Below are 22,947 nucleotides of genomic sequence, written 5' to 3' on the forward strand. Positions count from 1 at the left end.
CGCTACGGGCACGGCGGTGACGATGAGGGATGGACCTGTCGATGGCAACGCGTAGGGAAATCACGAAGAAGCACGCAACCGATTATGCGAAGTCGTCGAAGACTGCCAAGGGGCTGATTCTGGACGAGCTTGTGGCTGTCACGGGGTGGTCCAGGGCCAACGCCCGCCGGGCACTGTCCACCGCGCGGAAACGCAAAGGCCCGGCAAGATCGGTCGTGCGGAAGCCGCGGGGGCGGACCTACGGCTATGACACCTTGAAGGTCCTGATCAGTGTGTGGCGGCTCGCCGGGATGCCCTCAGGAAAATACCTGGCCGCGACCATGGACCTGTGGTTGCCCAAGCTGGAAGCCTTCGGGGAGCTCGACGCGAAGAGGCTGACCCCGGCCGTGGCGGCGCAGCTGATGACGGTCTCCGGGGCCACGATCGACCGGCTCCTCAAACCCACCAGGGACGCCGCCAGGCCCAAGGGCCTATCCGCGACCAAAGCCGGGCCGCTGCTGCGGAACTCCATCACGGTCCGCAAAGCCGGGGACGAACACGAACAGGCGCCGGGGTTCATCGAAGCGGACATGGTCGTCCACTGCGGTCCCACCCTGGCCGGGGAATTCGCCAGGACTCTGACCGCCACCGACGTGTTCACGGGCTGGACCGAGAACGTCGCGGTCCGCAACGGCGCGCACAAATGGGTACTCGCAGCCATGGACGAGGTCATAGCCCGGCTGCCGTTCCCCCTGGTTGGCCTGGACACCGATTAAGCCGAGGAAAACACTGAGCCGAGCGATGCCGGTTTTGTCCCGGGTTTCCGGGGATTCCGGAACTTTTCCTCGGTTTAGCGCTTTGCCTCGATTTTGGCGTTACCTTCGTCGTGTCCATAGACCCAACGAAGGGAAGGCATCATGGAGTCGACAGTTATCGGGCTTGGCGAGCTGGTGGTGGCCGCCTTGGAAGCGGCGGGCTACAAGCAGTCGACGATGCTGGAATACAGGAAATGGCTTCGCCGCCTGGAGTTGCTCGCCCGGAAACAGGATGGCCCTTATACCGTGGGGTTGGGTGCGGAATTCGCCTCGATGACCACGAGCCCGCGGACCGGCAGGTTCAGTGACCAGCGTCGAAAGTCGTACGGCCGGTTGGTGAGGTTGCTGGATTCGTACCTTCTGACCGGTTCGGTGGATCTTTCCATGATGCCGCGAGGTGGTGGCAAGGCCGCTCCGCGGTCCGAGGAGCTTTGCCGGCTGCTGGCCGGGTGGTCAGTTGAGATGGGGCAACGCCACCTGGCGGTGAACACCCGGAACTCTTATGACCGCGAGGCTCGCGGGTACCTTCTCTATCTTGAAGACCAAGGGGTGACGTCGCTTCGGGAGGCCGGGGGTGCCAGCGTGCTGGGGTTCCTTGGATCGTTGCGGGGACGCTGGGCGGAGTCATCGATGTGGTCGGCGGTCCTTAACCTCGATCTTTCATGAGGCGACGTTTTCAGTGGATCAGGGCTTACTGGCTGCCTGACGGTTGCCATGGTGGCATTTGGGTGTGACATTTTGACCGCTGGCCTGATGGCGGCTGTCGGTGACGGTTCCACACCGGTCACGGTGATGCTGTTTTTGTTTCTGAGTGAGTGCGGACCGATGGCGGCTGCGTCTATGGCGGGCTCAGCGCCGCGATTCGTTCCATCCCTTTGAGCAGCAGCTTTACCTCCGGTGCTGTCGCGGCGAGGTGCAGGGTTGTTTGGCGGGCATGGCTGGCAAGCTTGCCGCCGATTTCGAACAGCCTTGCCCGGAGTTTCTTGGGCTCCCAACGCCTGGCTTTCGTACCTGTGAAAGCGATCATTTGGGTCCAGGCCATGATCTCAGCGGCGAGCATGACCACGTGGCACCAGAGTTCATTGCCGGTAAAGGCGTGGAAGGGCAGGTTGGCCAGGCCGGTGTCTTTGGCGTTGCGGATCCTGTCCTCGCAGCGCGCCCGGAGGCGGTGGCGGACCTCCAAGACGGCCAGCTGGCCTTTGGTTTGGTTGGTGGCGATGGCCGTGTAGCGGTTGCCGTCGATGTCGGTGATCCGCAGCTGGGCCCCGGCGTGCGGGACTTCCTTGCGGACGATGACACGCATCCCGGCAGGCCAAGAGGACAGGTCCAGCATGCCGGTGATGTCCGCGACCCAGGCGCCGTCACGCTCGACCCCGTCACTGTCATATGCTTTCGTCCACCCGATTTTGGGGACCAATGGCAGGACCTCGGCCACGGCTCCATGGATAGGGAACCCGACCGAGTAGGAGAAGTTGCGGTGTTTGGCGGTCAGCCAGTCCAGGAAGCCGTGGGTGCCGCCGGCGGAATCCGTGCGGATCATGATTTTCCGCCCGGACCGGTACCCCGTGGGGAGTTGTTTGACAGAGTCTTTGACGACCTGGATGTGATCGGCAACCGTGTTGGAACCGGCATTTCCGGGCCGCAGCAGAGTCACGAGCGGCTCACCGGTGCCCAGAATCCCGTGGTCAAGGAAGGAACACAGTGGGTGGAATCCGAATCCTTTCTTCCACGTTGGACGGGCGTCTTCCTTCTCTGACTCGCCCAGGTTCGTGGCAAGTTGTGCAAGGTCGTGCCTGCAGCGCCCGGGTTGGTTCAGGGTGTGTTGGTCGGGCTTCGGTGGAGCCGGTCGCGGTCGACGTTGTCGGCGAGGTATCGCACGAGTCCGGTGTCTTGCATGCCCAGCTCGGTGGCCGTGAGCTTGGGGTCGAGGTCGGTGACGAGCTGGGTCAGGCGGGTCTGGCGGCAGACGGCGGGGTTGGTGCCGGCCGGGGCGAGCAGCCGCGTGATGTAGCTCGTGTCGACCGGGGTGTCTCGGCTCCGGGTGATCCGGCTGACGATGAGGTGAGGATTCAGTGTGCCGATTGCCTCCCGATCCCGGCGGCACGCTTGGACTGCAGCCCATGTCGCGGGATCCATCGGGGCCGGGGAGGGTCGACCGTGCAGGGTCAGTGCCTGGCGGGCGAGGTCGATGTCAGCGAGGGTGAGCGCGCGGATCTCGGCGTTGGTGGCGGCGTGCAGGAGTGCCAGCAGACCGACCAGCCGCTCTTGCGGGCGGATGGTGTCTGTCGTCCATCGGCGGAACAGTGAACGTTGGGTGGCCAGATCCAGCACGATGCCGGTAAAGGCAGGCTGGGCTCCGAGGGCCAGTGAGCGAGCGGGGTTGGCCAGGACAAGCCGGCGACCCTTGGCCCAGGCGAAGAACCGCCGCAGGACATAAGTCTGCTGGTGCAGGGCGGCGGGTCTGCGTGCAAGGAAGCCTTCCAGGTCAGCGGTGGTCACTTCGGCCCATCCGGTCACCGGGCGCCCGGCGCACATGTGCCCGGCGAGGTCGCGGAGGATGCGCAGTCTGGTCGCGAGCGTGATGTCGCTCAGAGTCTGCCGACCGGTGCGGGTCCGGCGGTCCTGCTCGGTGACCTGGGCGTCGTTGTACTGCGCGACGGCCTGGCGTAGCGGGGTAGGGATGGCGTCCAGATGCCGTTGGCGCGTCGCAGCCGCGCGCTCCGGGGTGTCCGACTGCGCCAGGGTCAGGCTCTGGCTGGTGAAGAATGTGGCCAGGACACGTTCGGTCGTTGCGCTGATCACTGCGCCGGCCGCGCGGCGGAGCTGGTGCGGAGTCACGGCCGGGTTGACGACCAGAATGCGTCCGGTTTCGCGTAGGACCGCCATCGTCCCGCCAGGGTGATATCGGGCGGCGGCGAAATCCACCAGCAGGTTCCACCACGGCGGTGGCGGCTGCATCCGTTGAGCCAGCGACGCGGCATATCGAAACGGCCGGTCCGGGTCCGCGAGCAGGCACCGGTTACATAGCCCACGCCCGGCGTTGCGTCGTTGCTGGCCGCAGTGCCTGCAAGTGATGGTCTTGGCCGGTTTGCGCGGCGCGGCGGCGCGGACGCATCCAGCGCATCGTCCTTCTTGTAGATGGCTTGACTGCCCGCACTCGACGCAGGCCCGCTTCAGGGCGGCGCGTTCCGCGCGGCGATGGCAGGCGTGGCAGTGGTCCCGGTCCCGGAATTTCACCGGTGCCGGGCAGCCCAGACACCGGCGATAGCCGCTCACAGCGGCGGCATCGAGCGGCCGCGGGCGGCCTTCGGCTCGGCCTTGGCCCGGGCCTGCTTCACCGGCTGCGTAACCGGGGTGGTGTCGACCTCGATCAGGTCATTGGGGGTGCACTCCAGCGCCGTGCAGAGCGCGGCGAGGGTGTCGAGCTTGACTTGGCTGGGTTGCTTGGCGAACAGGGCCGATACAGATGCCGAGGACAGCTCAAGGCCGGCGCGTTCGGCCAGGAGCCGGCGCAACTGCGCCCCGGTCCAGATCTCCCGCTGTGCTGCAGCCATCCGCAGCCGCCACCTAATCTCCATCTCCCTCTCCTCTCAGCTCAGCCAGAGTCCCTGAGACCGCCCGGCGGTAAGCATCTTCGATGAACGTCGCCGACGGCGTCACATACCGCATCGTCGTCCCCACGTGCCAATGCCCCAGCATCTGCTGGATAGCAACGAGGTCAACGCCACGTTCGTAATTTCGGGTCGCGCAGGCATGACGCAGCGTGTGCGGGCTGAACCTGACCAGCGTAGCCGGGCCTGTGTGGTTTTCGCCGCGGGCCGCCTGCTCAAGCTCGAGCAAGTGAGCCAACCGGTTACGGATAGGGGCTTGAGCAACATCGGAACGGTCAGTGGCGGTAGTGAGGGTTTAGTCGCCTGCTTGGCGCCACTGACCGTTCCAATGTTGGTGGGTTTTTCGGGGTTGTGGACGGTGTCGTGGGATACCCTCACTTCATGCCGGTGGAGTTTCTGAGTGATGCTGAAGCTGGGGCCTATGGTCGGTACGCTGCGACGGTGGCGCAGGCGGATCTGGATCGGGTGTTCTTCCTCGACGACGCGGACCTGGTGCTGATAGGACGGCGTCGAGGCGAGCATATGAGGCTCGGGTTTGGACTCCAGCTTGCGACTGTTCGTCATTTGGGTGCTTTCCTGGAAGATCCCCTGGATGTTCCAACCGCTGTCGTCGATTTCGTTGCCGGGCAGGTTGGCGTGGCCGATCCGTCGTGCCTTAAAAGGTATGTAGAGCGGGAGAAAACCCGGTTCGAGCACCAGTGGGAGATCCGGCAGGCGTTCGGGTGGAAGGACTTCGCGGACGTCGAGGAACAGTTCGTTGAGTGGATCGCGGCCCGGTCGTGGACGTCCGGGGACGGGCCGAAGGCGATCTTCCACGACGGCGTGTCGTGGCTGAGGGAACGCAAGGTGCTGCTGCCCGGGGTGACGACGCTGACGCGGCTGGTTGCGAAGGTCCGCGAGGACACGAACCAGCGGCTGTGGAACGAGCTCGAACTCCTGCTCACGCCCGGTCAGCGGCTTGCCCTGGACCGGCTGCTGGAGGTCAGGCCGGGAGAGCGGGTTTCGGATCTGGAGCGTTGGCGTAAGGGTCCGCCGCCGCGCGGGAGCGGGCTGGTGATCATCAAGGCTTTGGATCAGGTGTCCGAGATCATGGGACTGGGACTGGCGGACATCGGCGCTGAGAAGCTGTTGCCGCCGCGTCGTCTGGGAGGGCTTGCCAGGTACGGGATGAGCGCGGATGCCTCGCTGATCCGCAGGCACCCGCCGGGGCGTCGGCTGGCGACATTGTTGGCCACGGTCCGGCATCTGGAGGGCGCGTCGGTCGATAACGCCCTGGAGCTGCTGGATTTGTTGATGACAGCCGAGCTGTTGAACAAGGCCCATAGTGCTTCGGACAGGGCGAAGGTCCGTAAGCACCCGCGCCTGGCGAGGGCTTCAGCCCGTTTGGCGGTAGCAGTGCAGGCGTTGTTTGAATCCGATCAGTGGGCCGTCTCGGAATCGGAGCCGCCGCGGGTGTCGAAGGTGTGGGAGGCCATCGAATCGGTTGTTTCCCGGGCCGAACTGCGCGCGGCCCTTGTCGTGGTGGGTGAGGATGTTCCGCCGGTCAACGGCCCGGACCCCGATGACTGGCGGGCGGAGTTGACGGGGCGGTACGCCAGCATTTCGGGGTTTGTGAAGATGCTGCCGCAGACGATCGAGTTCGCGGCGAATGCTGAGGGTACGCCCGTGTTGGACGCGATGCAGGCCCTGCCCGAAGTGTTGGCGTACAGGGGCCGCCTGCCTGCACCATTGATCCCCGGACGGTTGATCAACGCCGAGATAGTGAACGGGCCGTGGCGGCACCTGGTATTCGGGGCCCACGAGGACGGTGCGGTGAACCGCCATGCCTACGCTTTTTGCGTGTTGGAGCAGTTCTGGCGGCACTTGAAGCGCCGCGAGATCTACGCCGAGGCCTCGACGAAGTGGCGCAACCCGCAGGCGCAGCTGCTCGAGGGTGCCCGGTGGGAGGCGATCCGTGCCGATGTGCTGACCACCTTGAGTCTGCCCGAGGACCCGGACGTGCTCCTGGCCGGGCACGCCCAGGCGCTGGAGGAAGCTTACCGGGAGGTCGGCGACCGCCTCATCGTCAACAGCGAGGTCCGTATCGACGATGACGGGAAGATCCACTTGACCGGCCTGAAGGCGCTCGAGGAACCGCCGTCGCTGGTTGACCTGCGTACCAGAAGCACGGCGATGCTTCCGCGCATCGATCTTCCGGAAGCCATTCTGGAGGTCATGACGTGGGTCCCTGAGCTGCCCGCGGCCTTCACGGCCGTCTCCGGGGGACGGTCCCGGCTGGAGGACTTACCGACGTCGCTGGCCGCGTGCCTGGCAGCCCACTCGATGAACGTCGGGTACCGGCCGATCGCGAAGAAAGGCGTGCCGGCACTGGAACGCTCGCGCCTATCGCACGTGTTCCAGAACTACGTGCGCCCTGAAACTCTTGCGGCCGCGAACGTCCCGCTGCTCGCCCGGCAGGCCGGTCTTGAGCTTGCCCAGGCGTGGGGTGGCGGCATGGTCGCCGCGGTCGACGGGATGCGTTTCGTGGTCCCGGTGCCGGCCGTGTTCGCCCGCCCCAACTGTAAGTACTTCGGTCCCAAACGTGGCATGACGTGGCTGAATGCGATGAGCGAGCGGGGCATGGGCCGCGGCGCGAAAATCGTGGCGGGGACCGTGCGGGACTCCCTGCACATGGTCGATGTCATCTTCGGTATGGACGGCGGCAGTCTGCCCGAGATCGTCGTTTCCGATACCGGGTCCTACTCGGATCTGGTGTTCGGGTTGCTCGAACTGCTCGGTATCTCCTACCGGCCGGCTCTGGCTGACCTGCCCGACCAGAAAGGCTGGCGCATCCGTCCCGAGGCCGACTACGGCCCGCTGAACACCTTCGCGAGGGGCCGCATCGACCTGGAGAAGGTCCGTCGGAACTGGGACGACATCCTGCGCGTGGTCGCCTCGATCTATACCGGCACCGTGCGCGCCTACGACGTGGTGACGATGCTTCAGCGAGACGGGCATCCTACCGCCCTGGGTGAGGCGATCGCCTCCTATGGCCGGATCTTCAAATCCCTGCACATCCTGGCCTATATCGACGTCGACGAGTCTTACCGCCGCGACATCAAAGGCGTGCGCAACCTCCAGGAAGGCCGCCACGATCTGGCCCGCAGGATCTGCCACGGACGCAAAGGCGAGCTGTACCACCGGTACGAACGCGGTCTGGAGAACCAGCTCGGGGCCCTGGGCCTGGTCCTGAATTGCGTCGTGCTGTGGACGAGCGTCTATCTCGACGCCGCCGTGCGACAACTCAAAGCCCAGGGCTACCCCGTACGTGAGGAGGACATGGCCCGATTGTCCCCGTTCGTCCGAACCCATTTGAGCGTGCATGGAACCTACAGCTTTGTTCTGCCCGACATGGAACCAGGAACCATCCGCGAACTGCGGGACCCGGACGCCACCGACGAAGACGACGAATGAGCGGGCGTGGTGGCTCATTCCTCCGATGGCACGGCCTTCTCGCCGTGCTCACGGAACATACGCAGCACCGTCGCCGGCGATGGGTGCCCACCCTTCCTCTTGCCCTTTGCAATGACCAGCCGGCCTGCGATATCGCGCAGACTATGCTGCTGCTCGCGCAAGTACAACGCGAGGGCGAGCATCGCCTCGTCGGTCACCGATGCCCCGCCAATCGTCTTGCCCCGCGCCCGGGCAGACTCGTGCCCCTCCAAGGTGCGGGTACGAATGTACTCACGTTCCATTCCCGACAACGCCGCAAGCACCGTGAACACGACCCCCGACGGGTCGTGCAGGCCCTGCAACTCCCCGGAGAGGAACTCCAAGCCGATACCGGACGCCTTCAACCGCTCGGCGAGCATCGCCAGTTCCAGGCCGCGGCCGAGCCGGCCCGTCACGAACAATGGAACAGGATCCGGCGCTAACGGCCCTCGCTCATGTTCGGGGCGTAAAGACGCCGCGATTGCATCCAACGAATCGTTCTCCGTGCGGACTAAGACGTTCGCTGACTGACCCGCGGCTATGCGCCGCGAAGGACTTTCCAGCGCTCTTCGCCGTACAAGAACACCTACATCGTGGTGCTCTCGCGGGTGGCGAGGGTTTGCTGGTGGCGGTAGAGAGTGGCACGGCTCCAGCCGACGAGGTGGGCCGCGTCTTCCGCGGTGCGTCCCTTCGCCCGGGCGTCTTGCGCGATCACTAGCTTGTCCGCAATGACAATCGGATCAGTCAGCGGCCGGCCAAAGCGTGTCCCGTTCTGCCTGGCAGCGGCGATGCCGGCATTTACACGCTCGACAATCAACTCGCGCTCATACTCGGCCAACGTGGCGAGCATGTTCAGCATCAGCCGGCCCGTCGAGGTCGCCGGGTCAATACCGTCGGAGATGGATCGGACCTGGACGCCGCGTTCCCTCAGCAGGTTCACTGTGTTCAGCACGTCGATCAATGACCGGCCCAGCCGATCGACCCGCCACACAACGACTGTGTCGCCCTCCTCTGCGTACTCGAGGAGCCTCTTCATCCCAGGCCGCTCGATCGCCGTCTTACTTCCGGAGGTCACGTCGGCGAAAACGTCGCGCTTCTGCACGCCGGCGGAGACCAGTGCGTCGAGCTGCAGCTTGGCATCCTGGCTCGAAGTACTAACTCGCGTATAACCCAAATGCCTCATTAGGCCATTCTGACTCAAAAAGTCCCTCACTGGGCGCCGCTGAGACGATTTGTGGTGAGACGTGTTTCCGAGACATAAGCGAGCCCGGCTTTCTCAGCCGGCCGCTAACCCCTCCTCAGATCCAGAACAGTGTCTTGAAAAGCTGTACGTTTGCGGGACACCGGTTCCTGACCATTCGTCTCCGACAGGTCAGGGCTGCGGAGCCGGGAAGAGATGATCTAAGAACCGACGCCCGGCGGGGGTGATGGCTCCGGAAGTGATGTCTTCAGATCGTGGAATCAAAGTCCCGTACTCGTCGCGGAGGCGATTCGCGAGCCAAAGCGTGTACTTCTTCTTGGAGCCGCGCCGGAGCGGATGAACCCAGATCCAGGCCAGCTCGCCGCCATCGAGCGTCCGATGCAAGCGTCGCTAGTCGCTGCCGAGGATCTTCCTTGCGTTAATCGGATTCGGCAGCTGGACATATGTTATGAACGTAATCAATTGCTGCGTACAAGGTCCCCCCGCGGGTGTTCCGAGCACTTTGAGCGTGATCGATTGCTCGCTCTCGACAACAGATGCCCCGTCTGGATAGCTGCATTCAAAATTTTGGGTTGTGAGGTAAATTCTGCGCTCAGATTCATCTACCCTGTTCAATGTCCAGGGGATTACGGTCAGGGACCTGACCTTGGACGATTCAATAACCGGAAGTCCGTTCGGGAACGCGGGCGGCGCGATTGCCCCGCCCGGTACCGATTCCTGACGGCAGGACGTAAGAATGGCCACGAGGCACACGAAAACCGCGGTCACACGGTACCGTGCACCTCGTGGCCAAGGGCTCTTAGTAGTGAGCAACCGCCACACCCTTTGTGTTGACGATCTTGTTGATGTGCGTGAAATACAAGGTGGTCCCTGATGCTGTTCCGCCACTGATGATGCCGGCCATGCTGGCCGAACTTCCCCCGTTATTTACCACAACAGGCCCCCCGCTATCACCGGATTGAACGAGCCGGTAGGACGCCGTTGCCCGGTCCAGTCCGCATACTGTGTTGCCATCCGTGTAGATGGTGCAAATGTCAACGAGATCCACTCGTACCTCCACAGACGAAGCCGGTGAATGAGCCATCACTGCATATTTGCGTTCCGTTTCCCACTGCGGCCTGTCCCACTACGGGAAGTGAAGATGTGGCTGAGGTCCAGATACTCGGAGCATAGGAGTTGCCTGAGAGCATGGCCGCATCGATGGCCCCTCCGCCGTACTGGGAAGCGATGGTATTGCCCATGGTTCCGGTATAGTACACCTGCTGGGCAGCCGCGTCAAAGTACCCCTGAAGCCAGACCGTCCCGGTGGGTCCGCAGTGGCCGGCGGTTGACATCTTCAGCGTGCCGCCGCTGGTGTAGACCCCGCCAGCTGTGCACTGCTGGACATATGTCGTACCTCCTGAGGAATAGGTGCGTACCAATCTGTCCCCGCCGTAGTATGGGGTGCTGTCAATCAAAGGCGGGCTCGTGACGGGCCCCGCCATCGGCGAGACGAGTGACGCAGACTGGGCGCCGGGCTTTTCCGGACCGGCAACCAGCTTGGACGTGACCGGCCCGCTGACAGGAGTCGTCTTATCCGGCTCTTCAGAATGCAGAGTGTAGTTTCGGTCTGAATCCTCCAGATTCCAGCAGTGATCTGGCGACGTAGTTGGTGAGATTGCGGAAGCCGAGGGCAGAGCCGCGCAGGTGTTCCAGACGTCCGTTGATTGCCTCCGTTGGGCCGTTGGAGGTGCCTGGTCGGTCAAAGTACGCGAGCACGTCTGCTGCCCTGCGTTTGAGTGTTCCGCCCATCTTTTTCAGTTCTTTCAGGGCGGCGGGGACCCCAGAGCTGAGGGAGTCAATGAGGGCCTGCATGAGCTTCTTACCTTGATCCTGGTCCTTCTCCCGGTAGGCGGCGATCATGCGTTGATACGCGCCCCACGTCGCTTCGACCTCGACATGCTTCTCCTCGGCGAAGAGGTCAGCAATTCGCTTTTGTTGTTTCTCGGTCAGCAACCCGTCACCGGTATGCAGCGTCAGCCGGGCCTTGTAGAGCGGATCCCCGGCCCGTCCCCGGTGCCCGCACGTGGCTTGCTGAACCCGGCGACGGCAGTCATTGAGTGCGTCGCCGGCAAGACGGACGACATGGAACGGATCCATCACCGCAACAGCGGAAGGCAGCTCTTCGGACGCGGCACTCTTGAACCCGGAGAAGCCGTCCATGGCCACGACTTCCACCCCGTCCCGCCACGCTTGAGGACGTTGTTTCAGCCAAGTAGCGAAGACCTGTTTGGAACGGCCCTCGACCATATCCAGCAGCCGGGACGGGCCGGTCTTGTCGCGAACCGGGGTCAGGTCAATGATGACGGTGACGTACTTGTCTCCATGCCTGGTGTGTCGCCACACATGCTCATCAACGCCGATAATCTTCACCCCGTCGAAGCGGTTGGGGTCATTGATCAGCACACGCCGCCCTTCAGCCAGTACAGCCTTGTTCGCGGTATTCCAGGACACACCCAGGCCCTCGGCGACGCGGGCCACGGTGAGGTGCTGACACACGATGCCTTCCAACGCCCACACCAGGCCGCGACGGGAAAGCTTTGACCGTGGTTCGGCCGCCTGGGACGTGTCTTGCCGCCATACATGCCCGCACCCGGTACATCGATAGCGACGGATTCGTACCAGCAAGGTGGTTGGCCGCCAGCCGAAGGGTTCATGGCCAAGTTCCCGGGTCACTGTGTCCCGCGGGATGCCTTGGCAACCGCACTTGCGGCACCATTCGTCCGTGGCCACCACACGGCAGGCGATCACGGCACGATCGGCAGCAAGGAACTGCCCGGTCGCTTCCAAGCCAAGCTCGTCCAAGCGGCAGAAAGTAGTCAGGTCAGGGCATTGAAAGGTAGTTTTAAACACGAGGGCCTTGCGGTAGAAAAATCAGAACTAGACACTCCGATTCTTACCCAAGGCCCTCACCTATGCCGAACCAACTTCCCGGCCTCGGAAGTCACGCGCGCCAACCCCGGCTACACTCTGCATTCGGAAGAGCCTCTTATCCATGGTGACGATTGGCTCTTCCTTGGTCACCATGACTGGAAGCGGCAGCAACCGCTGCAACGCGGCCCGCTCCTGACCCGTCACCGAGGTCAGGCCAACCCGCACGGCTCCGTCCTGGACTGACCAGAAGACCAACCGGTCCTTGAACCCGTTTTCGCCTGCCGCCCTGGTGACCAACGGCGCTATGGATTCTGAACTAACCGGCGTATTGGAGACAAGATTTCCCGCTGGCTCACTTGGTGCGGCGGAGGCGGGGGTAATACCCGCCAGCGTAATGATCGAGGCGCCCAGCAGGGCAAGTATTCTGTGTTTTTTCATTCGAGACCATCCAATCGTCGAAGCACCGTATGGTGCCGGGAAAGGCTGGTCAAGAGAACTGCGCTGAACCCCCGTACCAGCCCATGGTGGTACGGACGCAAAACAAAAGCACCCCCAATGCCCAAAGGCTAACTCGACTTCCGAAGAAACGTCAAAGGATTAAACCGAACTGCGCTATTCCGAGCCTCTTCCAGGCGTTAGTCCGGAAGAAGCTTGTTGCTCACGCAGCCATGCTGAAGGACACGACCCCCCAATACAAGTCTCTGTCAAGTTACTTGTCGGGTAGGGACAGCAACAGGAGTACCGGGCCTTTACCGACGCATCGCCACCATCGAAGCTCAGCACTGGATCATGGCCCAGGGCTAACGATTCCCACCATCCTCGGCTGGGGTTAGTCTTCCTCGGCAATGGCGGCGTCTGGATCGCGCAGCGGTCGTCTACCGTCGAGGAGCTCGGGTAGTAAAAATGAGTAGTGGCCGTGGACGTTGATGTGTTTGCGCATGTAGGGCGAAAGCCGGGCGACGTCGGCGTCGAGCACGGGATAGCCGGTCGCTCGCAAGGCGTCTGAGGTGTACTACTGATGTGAGACACAGTTTGAAAGGATTGTGCCCATGTCTGCTCGACCAACCTATTCCGATGAGTTCAAGGCCGATGCTGTTGCGTTGGTGATTTCCTCGGGACGTTCGCCGGCGTCGGTTGCGCCGGAACTGGGGATTTCCGTCACCGCTCTGAAACGCTGGGTGCGGCTGCATAATGAGGGCCAACCGGAGGGCGGGGGCAAACCAGATGACCCGGTGGATCCAGCGAAATACAAGGCACTGGAAGCCCGGCTGCGTGAAGTGGAGAGGGAAAATGACTTCCTAAAAAAAGTTTCAGCGTTCTTCGCCAGAGAACAACGGTAGAGGATCTCTACCGCCTTGTTCAGACGAAGAACGCGCAGTTCCCCGTCCAATGGATGTGTGGGCGGCTGGGCATTTCCAGGGCCTCCTATTACCGGTGGCTGGCTGCGGAAGAGTCCCCGACGGCGGCCCGGCACCGGGAGCTGACGGAACACGTAAAGGTCATGTTCGATTCCTCCGACGGGATTTTCGGGCACCGTATGGTCCATACGAAACTTGCCGCTGCCGGCATCGAGGTATCGGTGGGAACCGTGGCGGTCATCATGGCAGAGAACGGCTGGGCTGCGAAGCGGATGCGGGCGTTCAAGCGCACGACGATTCCCTCGGATCCGGACAAGGTCTTCGCGGATCTCATCGGGCGGGATTTCACCTCCGCCGCCCCGGGAACGCGTCTGGTCGGGGACATCACATACCTGCGCACCGGTGAGGGTTGGCTCTACTTGGCCACCGTCATCGATCTGTGCACGCGCATGGTCGTCGGCTGGGCGATGGCTGAGCACATGCGCGCCTCCCTGACTACCGGGGCGCTGAAGATGGCCAGGGACCGCGGTCACCTGCAGCCTGGCGCCATTTTCCACAGCGACAGAGGAACGCAATACACCTCCCGGGAAATGAGCGTCTGGTGCACCGGGAACGGCGTCCGACAGTCCATGGGAGCCACCGGAGTGTGCTGGGACAATGCAGTGGCCGAATCGGCGTTCTCATCCCTGAAAAACGAGTTCTACCACCACCACAGCTTCACGACCCGACAGGAGGCCCGGCGCGGAGTGATGAAGTACATCGAAGTGTTCTACAACCGTTGGCGGCCCCACAGCAACAATGACGGACTGCCGCCGGCCACCGCAATGGCGGCCTTCACCTCCACCGCGCAACCGCTACCCGCGGCTGCATGACCAAAAAGAAACTACGCGACTGTCTCACATCCTTGACACACCTCAGTCTAGGAGCCTGCTGATTTAGGCGGATCTAGGACGCCCGGGTTTTCCGGAGGGCCATTTTTTGTGCCGGAGCCGGACGTCGGTTGGGGCGCTGCGGGGCTGAAATCCTGGTCCGTCGCCAGTCTTGGGCACTCCGCGGGGTCTCTGGCGGCTGTTCAGGCCGTTCTCTCCGTGGCGGTCCTGGTCCGGGGTCTTATCCAAGCGCCCACGCCCCGTTCTGGCCGGTCAATCCAAGGTTGAGGAGTCGTTTGAGGTTGATTCCGGCAGCACGGGTCATCCACCAAGCATTATTCTTGGTGACCCCGCGGTAAGGGACGCGTCTGGCTCCGCGGGTCATCCACGCGATCGAGCGCTCGACCATCGGCCGGTGTTGCCGGTAGTCCGCCAGGAACTCCGGGTCAGTAGCCTTGGCCCGGTGTTCTCGGCGGAGCCGGTCGTGCGGGTGGATCTGCATTTTCCGCCCGTTCTTCGCCGTCGTGCACCGGCTCATCAGCGGGCACGATGCGCAGGCTCCACCAAAACTTACCCGTCCTTTCGCACTGATCGCACGGGTGATCTTCGCCGGGCAGGTCACCGTGTTCGCGGCATAGTCGATGGTGAAGTCATCGACAGTGAACCCGTCGGGGACGGCACGGCCCAGCGGCATCGGTTTGATGACCGGGGTGTGCCCGGCGGCCGTGAGAGCGGCCAGCAGCTCGCCGCTGCCGTAGGCGGAATCGCCCAGCACCTGGGCCTGTTGCGTTCCGATGCTCGTGTCGGCGGCGACGAGTTCGGCACCGCGGGCCGCGTCGCTGTTCTCCGGCCCGGCCGCTTTCGTCAGGGCCGCGGCGGTGACCAGGCCGGTCTCGGGCTCGATCACGACGTGGCTTTTGAACCCGTCGATCTTCTTCTGCCGGCTCTTATGCGCGTGCCGGGCGTCCGGGTCAACGGTGGAGATGACCCGGTCCGGGGCGACCTTGCGGGCGATCCTCCACCGACCGTCCGTGCCGTCGGAGCCTTCGGCCGGCTCGACGTCCTGCCCTGCGACCAAGGCCAGGAGTGCAAGTGTTTCCTGCTGCGCCTCGTCCAGGGATTCGGCATCGATACTGCCCAGCAGGGTCAGGGCGTCGGTGACCAGCGCCGACACGAGATCATCGCGGGCACCCTTGTCATCCCAGGCGATGTCCGGTTTTCCCGGTTTGGAGTAATCATGGCCGGCCAGACCCGTCACCACCAGGTCCGCGCCGGGGATTTCCCGGCCGACCCGGCGGATCTGCGCGATCAGCTGGGTGACCGTGTCCTGCCGGGCCACAGCGTCTTCAAGGATTGTCGAATCAATGGCCCGGCGCCTGCGCCCGGAGAGCGCACCCGAGCCGGCGATGACCTGGGTGACGGCCTCGAAAATACGGTGCGGACGGTCACTTTTCGCCAGGCGCCGACGCCAATACGTCAACACCGTCGGATGGAACGCGCCCTGATCCAGGCCGAACCCGCACGCCGCCTTCCACCTCAGGTCAAACGTCAATGCCTCGGCGGTTTCGCGGTCGGAGAGATTATGGAGGGTCTGCAGGACCATGACCGAAGCGATCACGTCCGCCGGGGTCGAGGGGCGGCCGCGTCCGGAGACGAACAGGTCCGCGAAGGCCTCATCGGGGAACAGTTCGTGCCGGTGCTCGGCGAGGAACCTGAACACCGACCCGGCCGGGAGCATATGCCCTGCCAGAGCACCGACATCCAAAAGCTGACGCTGACCATCATCACGACCCTGCACGCACCAAGTCTTAACCATCCCCGGGAATCCGCCCGGAGGCGCGCCTTAAAGTGCCGGATTAATCAGCGCCGTCCTAGGACACGGTCGAGGTAGACGGTGTTCCAAAGGGTGATGCAGTTCAGAACCAGTCCGAGCGCGCCGAGCTGGTCTTCCATGCCCTCTCGGTAGCCGTGGCGAAGTTCGCCCTTGCGGCCGTGGAAGAGGTGCCGGCCCAGGTCATGGCGACCTTCCTGGAGGTTGCGCATGCCCTTGATCTCGCGCCGGTATGACTCGTCCTGGACGACACGAAGAACGTGCAGTGTCTTGAAGATCCGCCCGTAGTGCGCGAAGGCGTCCCCGAGCGGCGTGGGGCGGCCATCGCGTTGCAGCATCCGGATGACGTCGTAGGCGCTGACCGCACCGGTGTGGATCGAAGCGACCACCCGCAGGATCTCTGGCCACCGCCGGTCAATTCGTGTCAGGTCAATCCTGCCGCGGGCGGCGCTGTTGAGCGGTCCGTAATCGGCGTCCAGATCAGTCCGCCACAGCTTCGCGTCAGGCAGGTCGGCCAGCTGCGGCCGGTAGTCGAAGCCCAGGAGCTGGAGTAGCCCGAAGATAATGTCACTGTAAGACCCGGAGTCGGTGATGATCACATCCGGTCGGCGGCCGCCGTCTTGGCTGTAGATCAGGTCGACCACGTGCAGGGTATCCTTCGGGGTTCCGGACACAACCCGCCCGGCCAGGCCCACCGACTGGTCATTGACCATGTTGAGCCAGGTCACGCCGCGGCCCCGGCCGAAGTATTTCGGGTTCGGGCGGGCGTCGACGCTGCGGACCGGGACGACGAACCGGATCCCGTCGACCGCGGCGACCAGCCCGCCGCCCCATGCCTGAGCCAGCGCCACCTCAGCTTGACCAGTGATCAGGGAGGCGTTGGCTGCGGCGTAGCTCTCCGCCCGCAGGTAGTTCTGGTCCACATGACTGATCCGGCTCCGGGTCAGGGCCTGGGCCCCGGAGATGACGGGGGTGAAACCGACGTTGAGCGCTTGCGCGGTCAACGCTGCCGCGATCGTGACGTGCAAGTCATCCAGCCTGGTCTGCCCGCCGGATGCGGCGGTGAACGCCTTGAAGAAATCTGGCTCCCAGGTCATTACCTCCAAGATCTGCTCACCGACGTCAACCTGGGGCATCATCGCCTCGCAGCGTTTGCGCAAGTCGGTCAAGCTCGGCGGGTCCGTGATCGCAGGGTCCTTCTTCACGTGCAGGCGCCCCTCGTCATCGATGCGGACCCCGGCGTCACCGTCCAACCCCGCGGCCACGTGGCGCCAGGCCGCATCGAGGTCGCCCGTCCGGCTGGCCAATAGCTCGGCGGGGGCCAAGGGAAGCTGAAGGTCGTTGAGGACGGGGCCACGGGCGGCGTCCCACGCTGCCCCGGTCAGCAGTTGTGCCCGAGGGTCAGCCCACCGGGTCGAGGCAGCGGCGTAGATGTCGCGGCGCTTGAGGTGCCGGTGGAACTGCTCCAGCACACAGAACACGTACCCTGCCCTGTCCACGGTGCCTTCGGGACGTCCGGGCCGGAACACCAGCGGTCGCCACCACCCTGCCGGTACCAGGTCCACCGCAACCAGCCGTGCATCGAGGAACCCGGCCGGTACACGCTTGCTCGCCTTGGCCGCGAGTAACGCAGGCAAGGCACGCATCGCGTCGAGCACCGGTGTGGACTCGACCGTAGCCCCGAATGCGACTACCTCGGTGAGCAGCGGCAGGAATCCCCGCACCGCGGCGAACCGGGTCACCAGTGTGGCCCGCCAGTCCCCGTTCGGGTCGGCGTCCGGCGGGGGGATGACGTCGCTCAGGTTGGTCACCGCAGTGCGGAGCTCGGCGCGCGAGACCACGCTTTCGATCGCGTCCCACAGCAACTCGATGGTGATCTCCTCGCCCCATTCGGTGGAAGCCAGCATCACCTCCACCGCGGCGGCGCACTTCGCGGCGTCCTTGGACAACCGCGGGTAGCGTCGCAGCTTCTCCGTCTTGGACTCCCGCTCCGCCCGAGCGAGCAGATCGGTGGTCATCAGGACATCGAACATTTCCAGGGTGTCGTCAGTCGCTTTGGCCTCCAGATACACCACAGTGGCGAGCATGGTGGCGAGTTTGCGGGAACGCCGATGACGGCGCAGCGCCGTGGCGGTCCCCGAGATGCCCCACCGGGCCAGCTCCACCACCCGCCGATGCGGCACCGCGTCCAGGCCCAACGCCCCCACCCCCAACCCAGCCACCTCAGCCACCCGATCCAAGGACTTGACCATGTTCCGCCCGGACGGCGGCCGTGGCGCCTTCCGCAACCGCTCCAGATCCGAAACCCGCGCACCCTCGGGAACCTCCAGCAGCCGCTCCACCAGCCGGGCTTGCTCGGCCGTCAGCATCGAGGCCATAACCTCCCACAACCGCTGCATCGCCTCGTCACGCACCCGTGCGGTCAGTCGCGCGAGAATAGTCACCCCTGGCAGCAGGACCCGCCGTTCCCGAAGCCACACCACCGCCCCCTCGAACAGCGCTTTCGGACCATCCCCGGTGTTCCACGCCCGGTCGTCCACCCACCGCACCAGCTCAGCCTCGACGGCTGGGAAGTCGCGGTACCCGAACTCGCGGGCGATCTCCCACTGGTGCTCCAGCCGGGTCTTCTCCCGCTCCCCGTATGCCTTCAGACATGACGGGTCAGCCACCCCAACTGTTCGGCGAGGAAATCGACCGCTTCAGTCGGCACGTCCAACGGATCCGCCAGGAACGAACCGAGCAGACGCGCTGTGCCCAGCTGAAGGCTGAAGCCCAACCGGTTGTAGTCTCCGCGCCGCTTGTTCACCAGCGCCATGTCCGTGTCGTCGAGGAAAAAGAACCGTTCCAACTCCGCCAATGACGGCGGCTGTGTGAAACGTGAATAGGCCGCGGCCTGGACATCAGTGAGGAACTCAACCGGCATAAACCCCAACATAGAGCCAAGACCCGGCAGACATCACAGAACGGAAGAACTGTTACAGGCGTTCCAGCTATCGCTCGGCGAGGTTCACCGCCGCTGCGTTTGCCCAGGTCACCGAGCCAGGACCGTTAGCGCCGGATCCTGTTCCATTGTTCGTGACGGGCCGAGCCGCTTGTGCTCGTGTACCACGATGGTGGCTGCCACACCGGAAACCCGCATTTCCCCAGCCAGGGCCACCGCACGCTCGAGCTCGGGCCGCTTCGTCGCCCTGGTCGAGATCTTCTCCGAAAACACCCGGGCAACCCCGGCCCGCTTGAGCGAGTCGAGCTGGGCGTCCAGCGACTGCCGCACGGTCGAGGCACGGGCATACCCGATGCGCACATGCCCCGCCGGCGCGGCATCGGCTGCGACCGGGCGCGGCAACTCGACCCAAACCGACCCCGGCCGGCGAGCCGACAATGTCGGAACACTCAAAGCCTTCGCCAACGAGGGCACAAGCCGGAACCGGGACGTGTGGTACTGGACCGCAACTTTCCCCCGACCCGTCCGACAAGGCGACCCCGCCGGCACGGCGCAGGAGGACATAGGGCAGTCATTGCCCTCGACAAGCTCGAAGTCATCACTCACCCCGAAATTGTTTCATAGATACGTTTCACGCATCATTCCAAATGCAACATCCTATGAAACATAATCGGCCCCGAACCAGTCACACCACCCACCATGTTTCATAGGCGGTCACCTATGAAACGCCCCAACTCGGTTTACCACCGCCACTGACTGATTTTGTCAATCTGACCGTTCGAATGTTGCTCATGCCCCGACGCCGATCTGCCGATACAAGGATGGCCCGGACCATAGGTCCGGACCATCCTTGTATCGGACTCCCCGAGAGAAGCTAACCTCGAGATTTCATCGGGGGTGTTACCGGGCCGCGTAATTAAAGCCTGAAGGGTGCCCTGACGTGGGAAAATGTAGTTACCACACAACATTTTTCATGACACATCAGGAGCACCCTGCAGGTGAGTTACTTTACCGGTTTTTACCCGCCTGTCCGTGTTGATTCTTCCGGAGACGGGGTGGTGTCTCAGGCTGGCGGTGTGGTCCTGACCTCAATGGTGAAGGTCGCTGGTCTTGGTGCTGGTTTGTCGGAGGCTGGAGCCGTGGCGCAAACCCTTTGCCACGCACGACCCGGGCAAAATCCTCAGCGATCTGGCCCTGTCATTGGCCACGGGCGGCGACAGCGTCTCTGACATTGACCGGCTCCGCAACCAGCCCGAGGTCTACGGGCTCGTTGCCTCGGATCCGACCATCAGCCGGCTGTTCAAGATCCTGGCAACGGTAGAGCCTGCCAAGGCGCTGGCGGCCATCAACGGCGCCCGTGCCAAGGCTCGGGCCCATGTGTGGGCGCAGGCCGGCAAGGACTCGCCCCTGCACGGCGTGAGCGCGGAGAACCCGCTGATCATTGACCTCGACGCTTCCCTCCTGAATTCCCATTCAGAGAAGGAAGACGCCCGTCCAACGTGGAAGAAAGGATTCGGATTCCACCCACTGTGTTCCTTCCTTGACCACGGGATTCTGGGCACCGGTGAGCCGCTCGTGACTCTGCTGCGGCCCGGAAATGCCGGTTCCAACACGGTTGCCGATCACATCCAGGTCGTCAAAGACTCTGTCAAACAACTCCCCACGGGGTACCGGTCCGGGCGGAAAATCATGATCCGCACGGATTCCGCCGGCGGCACCCACGGCTTCCTGGACTGGCTGACCGCCAAACACCGCAACTTCTCCTACTCGGTCGGGTTCCCTATCCATGGAGCCGTGGCCGAGGTCCTGCCATTGGTCCCCAAAATCGGGTGGACGAAAGCATATGACAGTGACGGGGTCGAGCGTGACGGCGCCTGGGTCGCGGACATCACCGGCATGCTGGACCTGTCCTCTTGGCCTGCCGGGATGCGTGTCATCGTCCGCAAGGAAGTCCCGCACGCCGGGGCCCAGCTGCGGATCACCGACATCGACGGCAACCGCTACACGGCCATCGCCACCAACCAAACCAAAGGCCAGCTGGCCGTCTTGGAGGTCCGCCACCGCCTCCGGGCGCGCTGCGAGGACAGGATCCGCAACGCCAAAGACACCGGCCTGGCCAACCTGCCCTTCCACGCCTTTACCGGCAATGAACTCTGGTGCCACGTGGTCATGCTCGACGCTGAGATCATGGCCTGGACCCAAATGATCGCTTTCACAGGTACGAAAGCCAGGCGTTGGGAGCCCAAGAAACTCCGGGCAAGGCTGTTCGAAATCGGCGGCAAGCTTGCCAGCCATGCCCGCCAAACAACCCTGCACCTCGCCGCGACAGCACCGGAGGTAAAGCTGCTGCTCAAAGGGATGGAACGAATCGCGGCGCTGAGCCCGCCATAGACGCAGCCGCCATCGGTCCGCACTCACTCAGAAACAAAAACAGCATCACCGTGACCGGTGTGGAACCGTCACCGACAGCCGCCATCAGGCCAGCGGTCAAAATGACACACCCAAATGCCACCATGGCAACCGTCAGGCAGCCAGTAAGCCCTGATCCACTGAAAACGTCGCCTCATGAAAGATCGAGGCTAAGACGCGCAGTTATCCGTTGGTCAGGATCCCATAGTTTGGGTTGGCATTAAAGAATGCCTGGACCGGGGCCGTGATGATTGTGGCGCTACATTTACGGGTAGGTGTGGATGGGAACCCTTCGCAGTTGTCGCCGGCATTCTGCATTCCGCTGATGATGCCAGCCGCGTATGCATAACCCTTGCGCTGAGCGACCACCGGCCCTCCTGAATCGCCGTTTCCTGCTGCGGAGATCCCGTCCTGCTGAACGGAAAAAGCCAGTTGGCTGTAGCAAGGACCAATCCCAAGGCCGCCGTAACAGACGCTCGCGTTGATTGACGTCACTTTGTTAATGCAAACCATGCCTGATCGAGAACCTGAGGTGCACCAGTAGTCGTTCAGGATGGGAGGTACGGCACCCTTGATCCCCATCCCCAGGTTGCTGTAACGATCACCGTGGTAAATGACGCCACCAAAATGCACCGGTGCGCCGGCTGGAGGGGCAGGAGGCTGGATCAGCTTCAAATCAGAGCCACCGCTGTTTGTTGCTACAAATAACCCAAGCATGGGTGACGTCGAGGACATGCCGGTACGCCAGATGGAACCGGTGGAACCGGTGGGACCGCAGTGATCCGCGGTCAGATTCCTTGTTTCTAGCGTCGACCCGTTCATGAATCCCACACCAAATCCCGTGGTGCAAATGTTGTAATAATCGGGAGCCTCTTTACGTCTTGGTGAAGAATGGGCTTTAGGAAACTGATGGGAGTCTAAGAATTGCCACAAGAATCACCTTCCCCTGGTGGAATTCGAAAGCGTCAAGCTCTGGCGATAGCTGCTCTGGTTGTCGCTGTACTTACAGTCGTGGCTACGGTTGTGCCGTTTTTCTGGACAGACAGTTATCCGGTTAGACCGGTCTCGGCCAGTATGGTGTTTGCCGGAGCGGGGCTCCTTTGCCTTTGTTACTTCTCAAGCGTCCTCCTGCCTCCAGGAACACGCGCACGAGAATTCACGGTGATTGGGTCCGGCATGGTAGGCATGGCACTACTCCTGATAGGCGGACTTACGCTCATCGAAATCTATAGGCCGGCTTCGATTTAAGGACTAATTGCGGGCTGTCCATCCGGGAAGCCGCGGCCGCGCTGAGCGTCCCCGAGAGTTCTCGTACGAGTCGAACAGGCGCTCGGGAGCCCCCGCGGCGAAGCACTGCGCCCAACTTCCAGCCCAGATTGACTCCATCCTGGAGACCGAGGTCCATCCAGCCCCAAGCCTCCCGCAGGAGAATGGACATGAGCGGCGTCACCGACGAGGAAGACCCTGCCGCTTCGGTAGTGGAGTGGGAGGCAACGCATTCGTAGCTGCCGAAGCGCGAGAGCCATCGTGGATCGTGCACCCCGACGTC

General features: G+C 63.3%; 18 protein-coding genes and 3 pseudogenes. 6 read left to right on the forward strand and 15 right to left on the reverse strand.

The annotated features are described in order from the left end of the window. The first annotated feature begins 41 nt into the window (after nucleotides 1–41). Together FYJ92_RS12325 and FYJ92_RS12330 are read left to right on the forward strand one after the other, a co-directional pair. A complete protein-coding gene (locus tag FYJ92_RS12325; RefSeq protein ID WP_185260985.1) occupies nucleotides 42–755 on the forward strand; it encodes an integrase in 714 nt (237 codons plus the stop codon). Nucleotides 756–896: 141 nt separating this feature from the next. Beyond that, nucleotides 897–1,460 carry a hypothetical protein gene (locus tag FYJ92_RS12330; RefSeq protein ID WP_185260986.1) on the forward strand — a complete coding sequence of 188 codons (564 nt, stop codon included), beginning with the start codon at nucleotides 897–899 and terminating at the stop codon, nucleotides 1,458–1,460. A 172-nt stretch (nucleotides 1,461–1,632) separates the two neighbouring features. On the opposite strand, the gene FYJ92_RS12335 is transcribed toward FYJ92_RS12330, so the two are convergent. The 4 genes from FYJ92_RS12335 to FYJ92_RS19315 form a co-directional block, all read right to left on the reverse strand. After that, entirely contained in the window at nucleotides 1,633–2,667 is a 1,035-nt protein-coding gene (locus FYJ92_RS12335) for an IS1380 family transposase (RefSeq protein ID WP_370526268.1), read from the reverse strand. Then, nucleotides 2,607–3,752 (reverse strand): hypothetical protein, encoded by a 1,146-nt coding sequence (locus FYJ92_RS19080; RefSeq protein ID WP_255482054.1) that lies wholly within the window; start codon nucleotides 3,750–3,752, stop codon nucleotides 2,607–2,609. Before FYJ92_RS19080 ends, FYJ92_RS12335 begins: the two co-directional genes overlap by 61 nt. Before the next feature lie 314 nt (nucleotides 3,753–4,066). Further along, entirely contained in the window at nucleotides 4,067–4,372 is a 306-nt protein-coding gene (locus tag FYJ92_RS12340) for a helix-turn-helix transcriptional regulator (protein ID WP_185260988.1), read from the reverse strand. Next, nucleotides 4,362–4,643, reverse strand: a complete 282-nt coding sequence (locus FYJ92_RS19315) for a site-specific integrase (RefSeq protein WP_219729659.1) — start codon at nucleotides 4,641–4,643, stop codon at nucleotides 4,362–4,364. Before FYJ92_RS19315 ends, FYJ92_RS12340 begins: the two co-directional genes overlap by 11 nt. Nucleotides 4,644–4,786: 143 nt before the next feature. Here FYJ92_RS19315 and FYJ92_RS12350 point away from each other — a divergent pair, with 143 nt between their 5' ends. After that, nucleotides 4,787–7,858 carry a Tn3 family transposase gene (locus tag FYJ92_RS12350; RefSeq protein ID WP_185260989.1) on the forward strand — a complete coding sequence of 1,024 codons (3,072 nt, stop codon included), beginning with the start codon at nucleotides 4,787–4,789 and terminating at the stop codon, nucleotides 7,856–7,858. Nucleotides 7,859–7,872: 14 nt separating this feature from the next. Here the strand turns inward: FYJ92_RS12350 and FYJ92_RS12355 are convergent, their stop codons facing one another. From FYJ92_RS12355 to FYJ92_RS12380, 6 genes are all read right to left on the reverse strand, one after another. After that, nucleotides 7,873–8,292 carry a recombinase family protein gene (locus tag FYJ92_RS12355; protein ID WP_255482412.1) on the reverse strand — a complete coding sequence of 140 codons (420 nt, stop codon included), beginning with the start codon at nucleotides 8,290–8,292 and terminating at the stop codon, nucleotides 7,873–7,875. Between the two features lie 170 nt (nucleotides 8,293–8,462). Then, nucleotides 8,463–9,059, reverse strand: a complete 597-nt coding sequence (locus FYJ92_RS12360) for a recombinase family protein (protein WP_185260990.1) — start codon at nucleotides 9,057–9,059, stop codon at nucleotides 8,463–8,465. 817 nt (nucleotides 9,060–9,876) lie between these two features. Continuing rightward, nucleotides 9,877–10,125, reverse strand: coding sequence for a trypsin-like serine protease (locus tag FYJ92_RS12365; RefSeq protein WP_185260991.1), 249 nt, complete (start codon nucleotides 10,123–10,125; stop codon nucleotides 9,877–9,879). Between the two features lie 536 nt (nucleotides 10,126–10,661). Beyond that, nucleotides 10,662–11,969 (reverse strand): ISL3 family transposase, encoded by a 1,308-nt coding sequence (locus tag FYJ92_RS12370; RefSeq protein ID WP_185260970.1) that lies wholly within the window; start codon nucleotides 11,967–11,969, stop codon nucleotides 10,662–10,664. Between the two features lie 60 nt (nucleotides 11,970–12,029). Continuing rightward, nucleotides 12,030–12,428, reverse strand: a complete 399-nt coding sequence (locus tag FYJ92_RS12375) for a hypothetical protein (RefSeq protein ID WP_185260992.1) — start codon at nucleotides 12,426–12,428, stop codon at nucleotides 12,030–12,032. Between the two features lie 391 nt (nucleotides 12,429–12,819). Further along, complete coding sequence (locus tag FYJ92_RS12380) at nucleotides 12,820–12,987, reverse strand: Tn3 family transposase (RefSeq protein WP_185260993.1); 168 nt, start codon at nucleotides 12,985–12,987, stop codon at nucleotides 12,820–12,822. 52 nt (nucleotides 12,988–13,039) lie between these two features. Between FYJ92_RS12380 and FYJ92_RS19320 the strand changes: the two genes are divergently transcribed. Both FYJ92_RS19320 and FYJ92_RS12385 read left to right on the forward strand, forming a co-directional pair. Continuing rightward, nucleotides 13,040–13,330: a transposase gene (locus tag FYJ92_RS19320; RefSeq protein WP_370525957.1), complete on the forward strand. Its 291-nt coding sequence runs from the start codon at nucleotides 13,040–13,042 to the stop codon at nucleotides 13,328–13,330. Nucleotides 13,331–13,350: 20 nt separating this feature from the next. Continuing rightward, nucleotides 13,351–14,220: pseudogene (locus tag FYJ92_RS12385) on the forward strand (IS3 family transposase); the annotation flags it as partial. Nucleotides 14,221–14,458: 238 nt separating this feature from the next. On the opposite strand, the gene FYJ92_RS12390 reads toward FYJ92_RS12385, so the two are convergent. The 3 genes and pseudogenes from FYJ92_RS12390 to FYJ92_RS12405 form a co-directional block, all read right to left on the reverse strand. After that, on the reverse strand, nucleotides 14,459–16,015 hold the full coding sequence (locus FYJ92_RS12390; RefSeq protein WP_185260994.1) for an IS1182 family transposase: 1,557 nt from the start codon (nucleotides 16,013–16,015) through the stop codon (nucleotides 14,459–14,461). 62 nt (nucleotides 16,016–16,077) lie between these two features. Next, nucleotides 16,078–18,983 (reverse strand): annotated as a pseudogene (locus FYJ92_RS12395) (Tn3 family transposase). Between the two features lie 96 nt (nucleotides 18,984–19,079). Further along, on the reverse strand, nucleotides 19,080–19,595 hold the full coding sequence (locus FYJ92_RS12405; RefSeq protein ID WP_219729661.1) for a recombinase family protein: 516 nt from the start codon (nucleotides 19,593–19,595) through the stop codon (nucleotides 19,080–19,082). A gap of 392 nt (nucleotides 19,596–19,987) precedes the next feature. Here FYJ92_RS12405 and FYJ92_RS12410 point away from each other — a divergent pair. Continuing rightward, nucleotides 19,988–21,380, forward strand: a pseudogene (locus tag FYJ92_RS12410) (IS1380 family transposase). A gap of 201 nt (nucleotides 21,381–21,581) precedes the next feature. Here the strand turns inward: FYJ92_RS12410 and FYJ92_RS12415 are convergent. Continuing rightward, nucleotides 21,582–22,331 carry a hypothetical protein gene (locus FYJ92_RS12415; RefSeq protein ID WP_185260997.1) on the reverse strand — a complete coding sequence of 250 codons (750 nt, stop codon included), beginning with the start codon at nucleotides 22,329–22,331 and terminating at the stop codon, nucleotides 21,582–21,584. A gap of 311 nt (nucleotides 22,332–22,642) precedes the next feature. Then, on the reverse strand, nucleotides 22,643–22,924 hold the full coding sequence (locus FYJ92_RS19325) for an FAD-dependent monooxygenase (RefSeq protein ID WP_370525958.1): 282 nt from the start codon (nucleotides 22,922–22,924) through the stop codon (nucleotides 22,643–22,645). Nucleotides 22,925–22,947 lie beyond the last annotated feature (23 nt).

The organism is Pseudarthrobacter sp. NBSH8, assembly GCF_014217545.1.
Classification (GTDB): domain Bacteria; phylum Actinomycetota; class Actinomycetes; order Actinomycetales; family Micrococcaceae; genus Arthrobacter.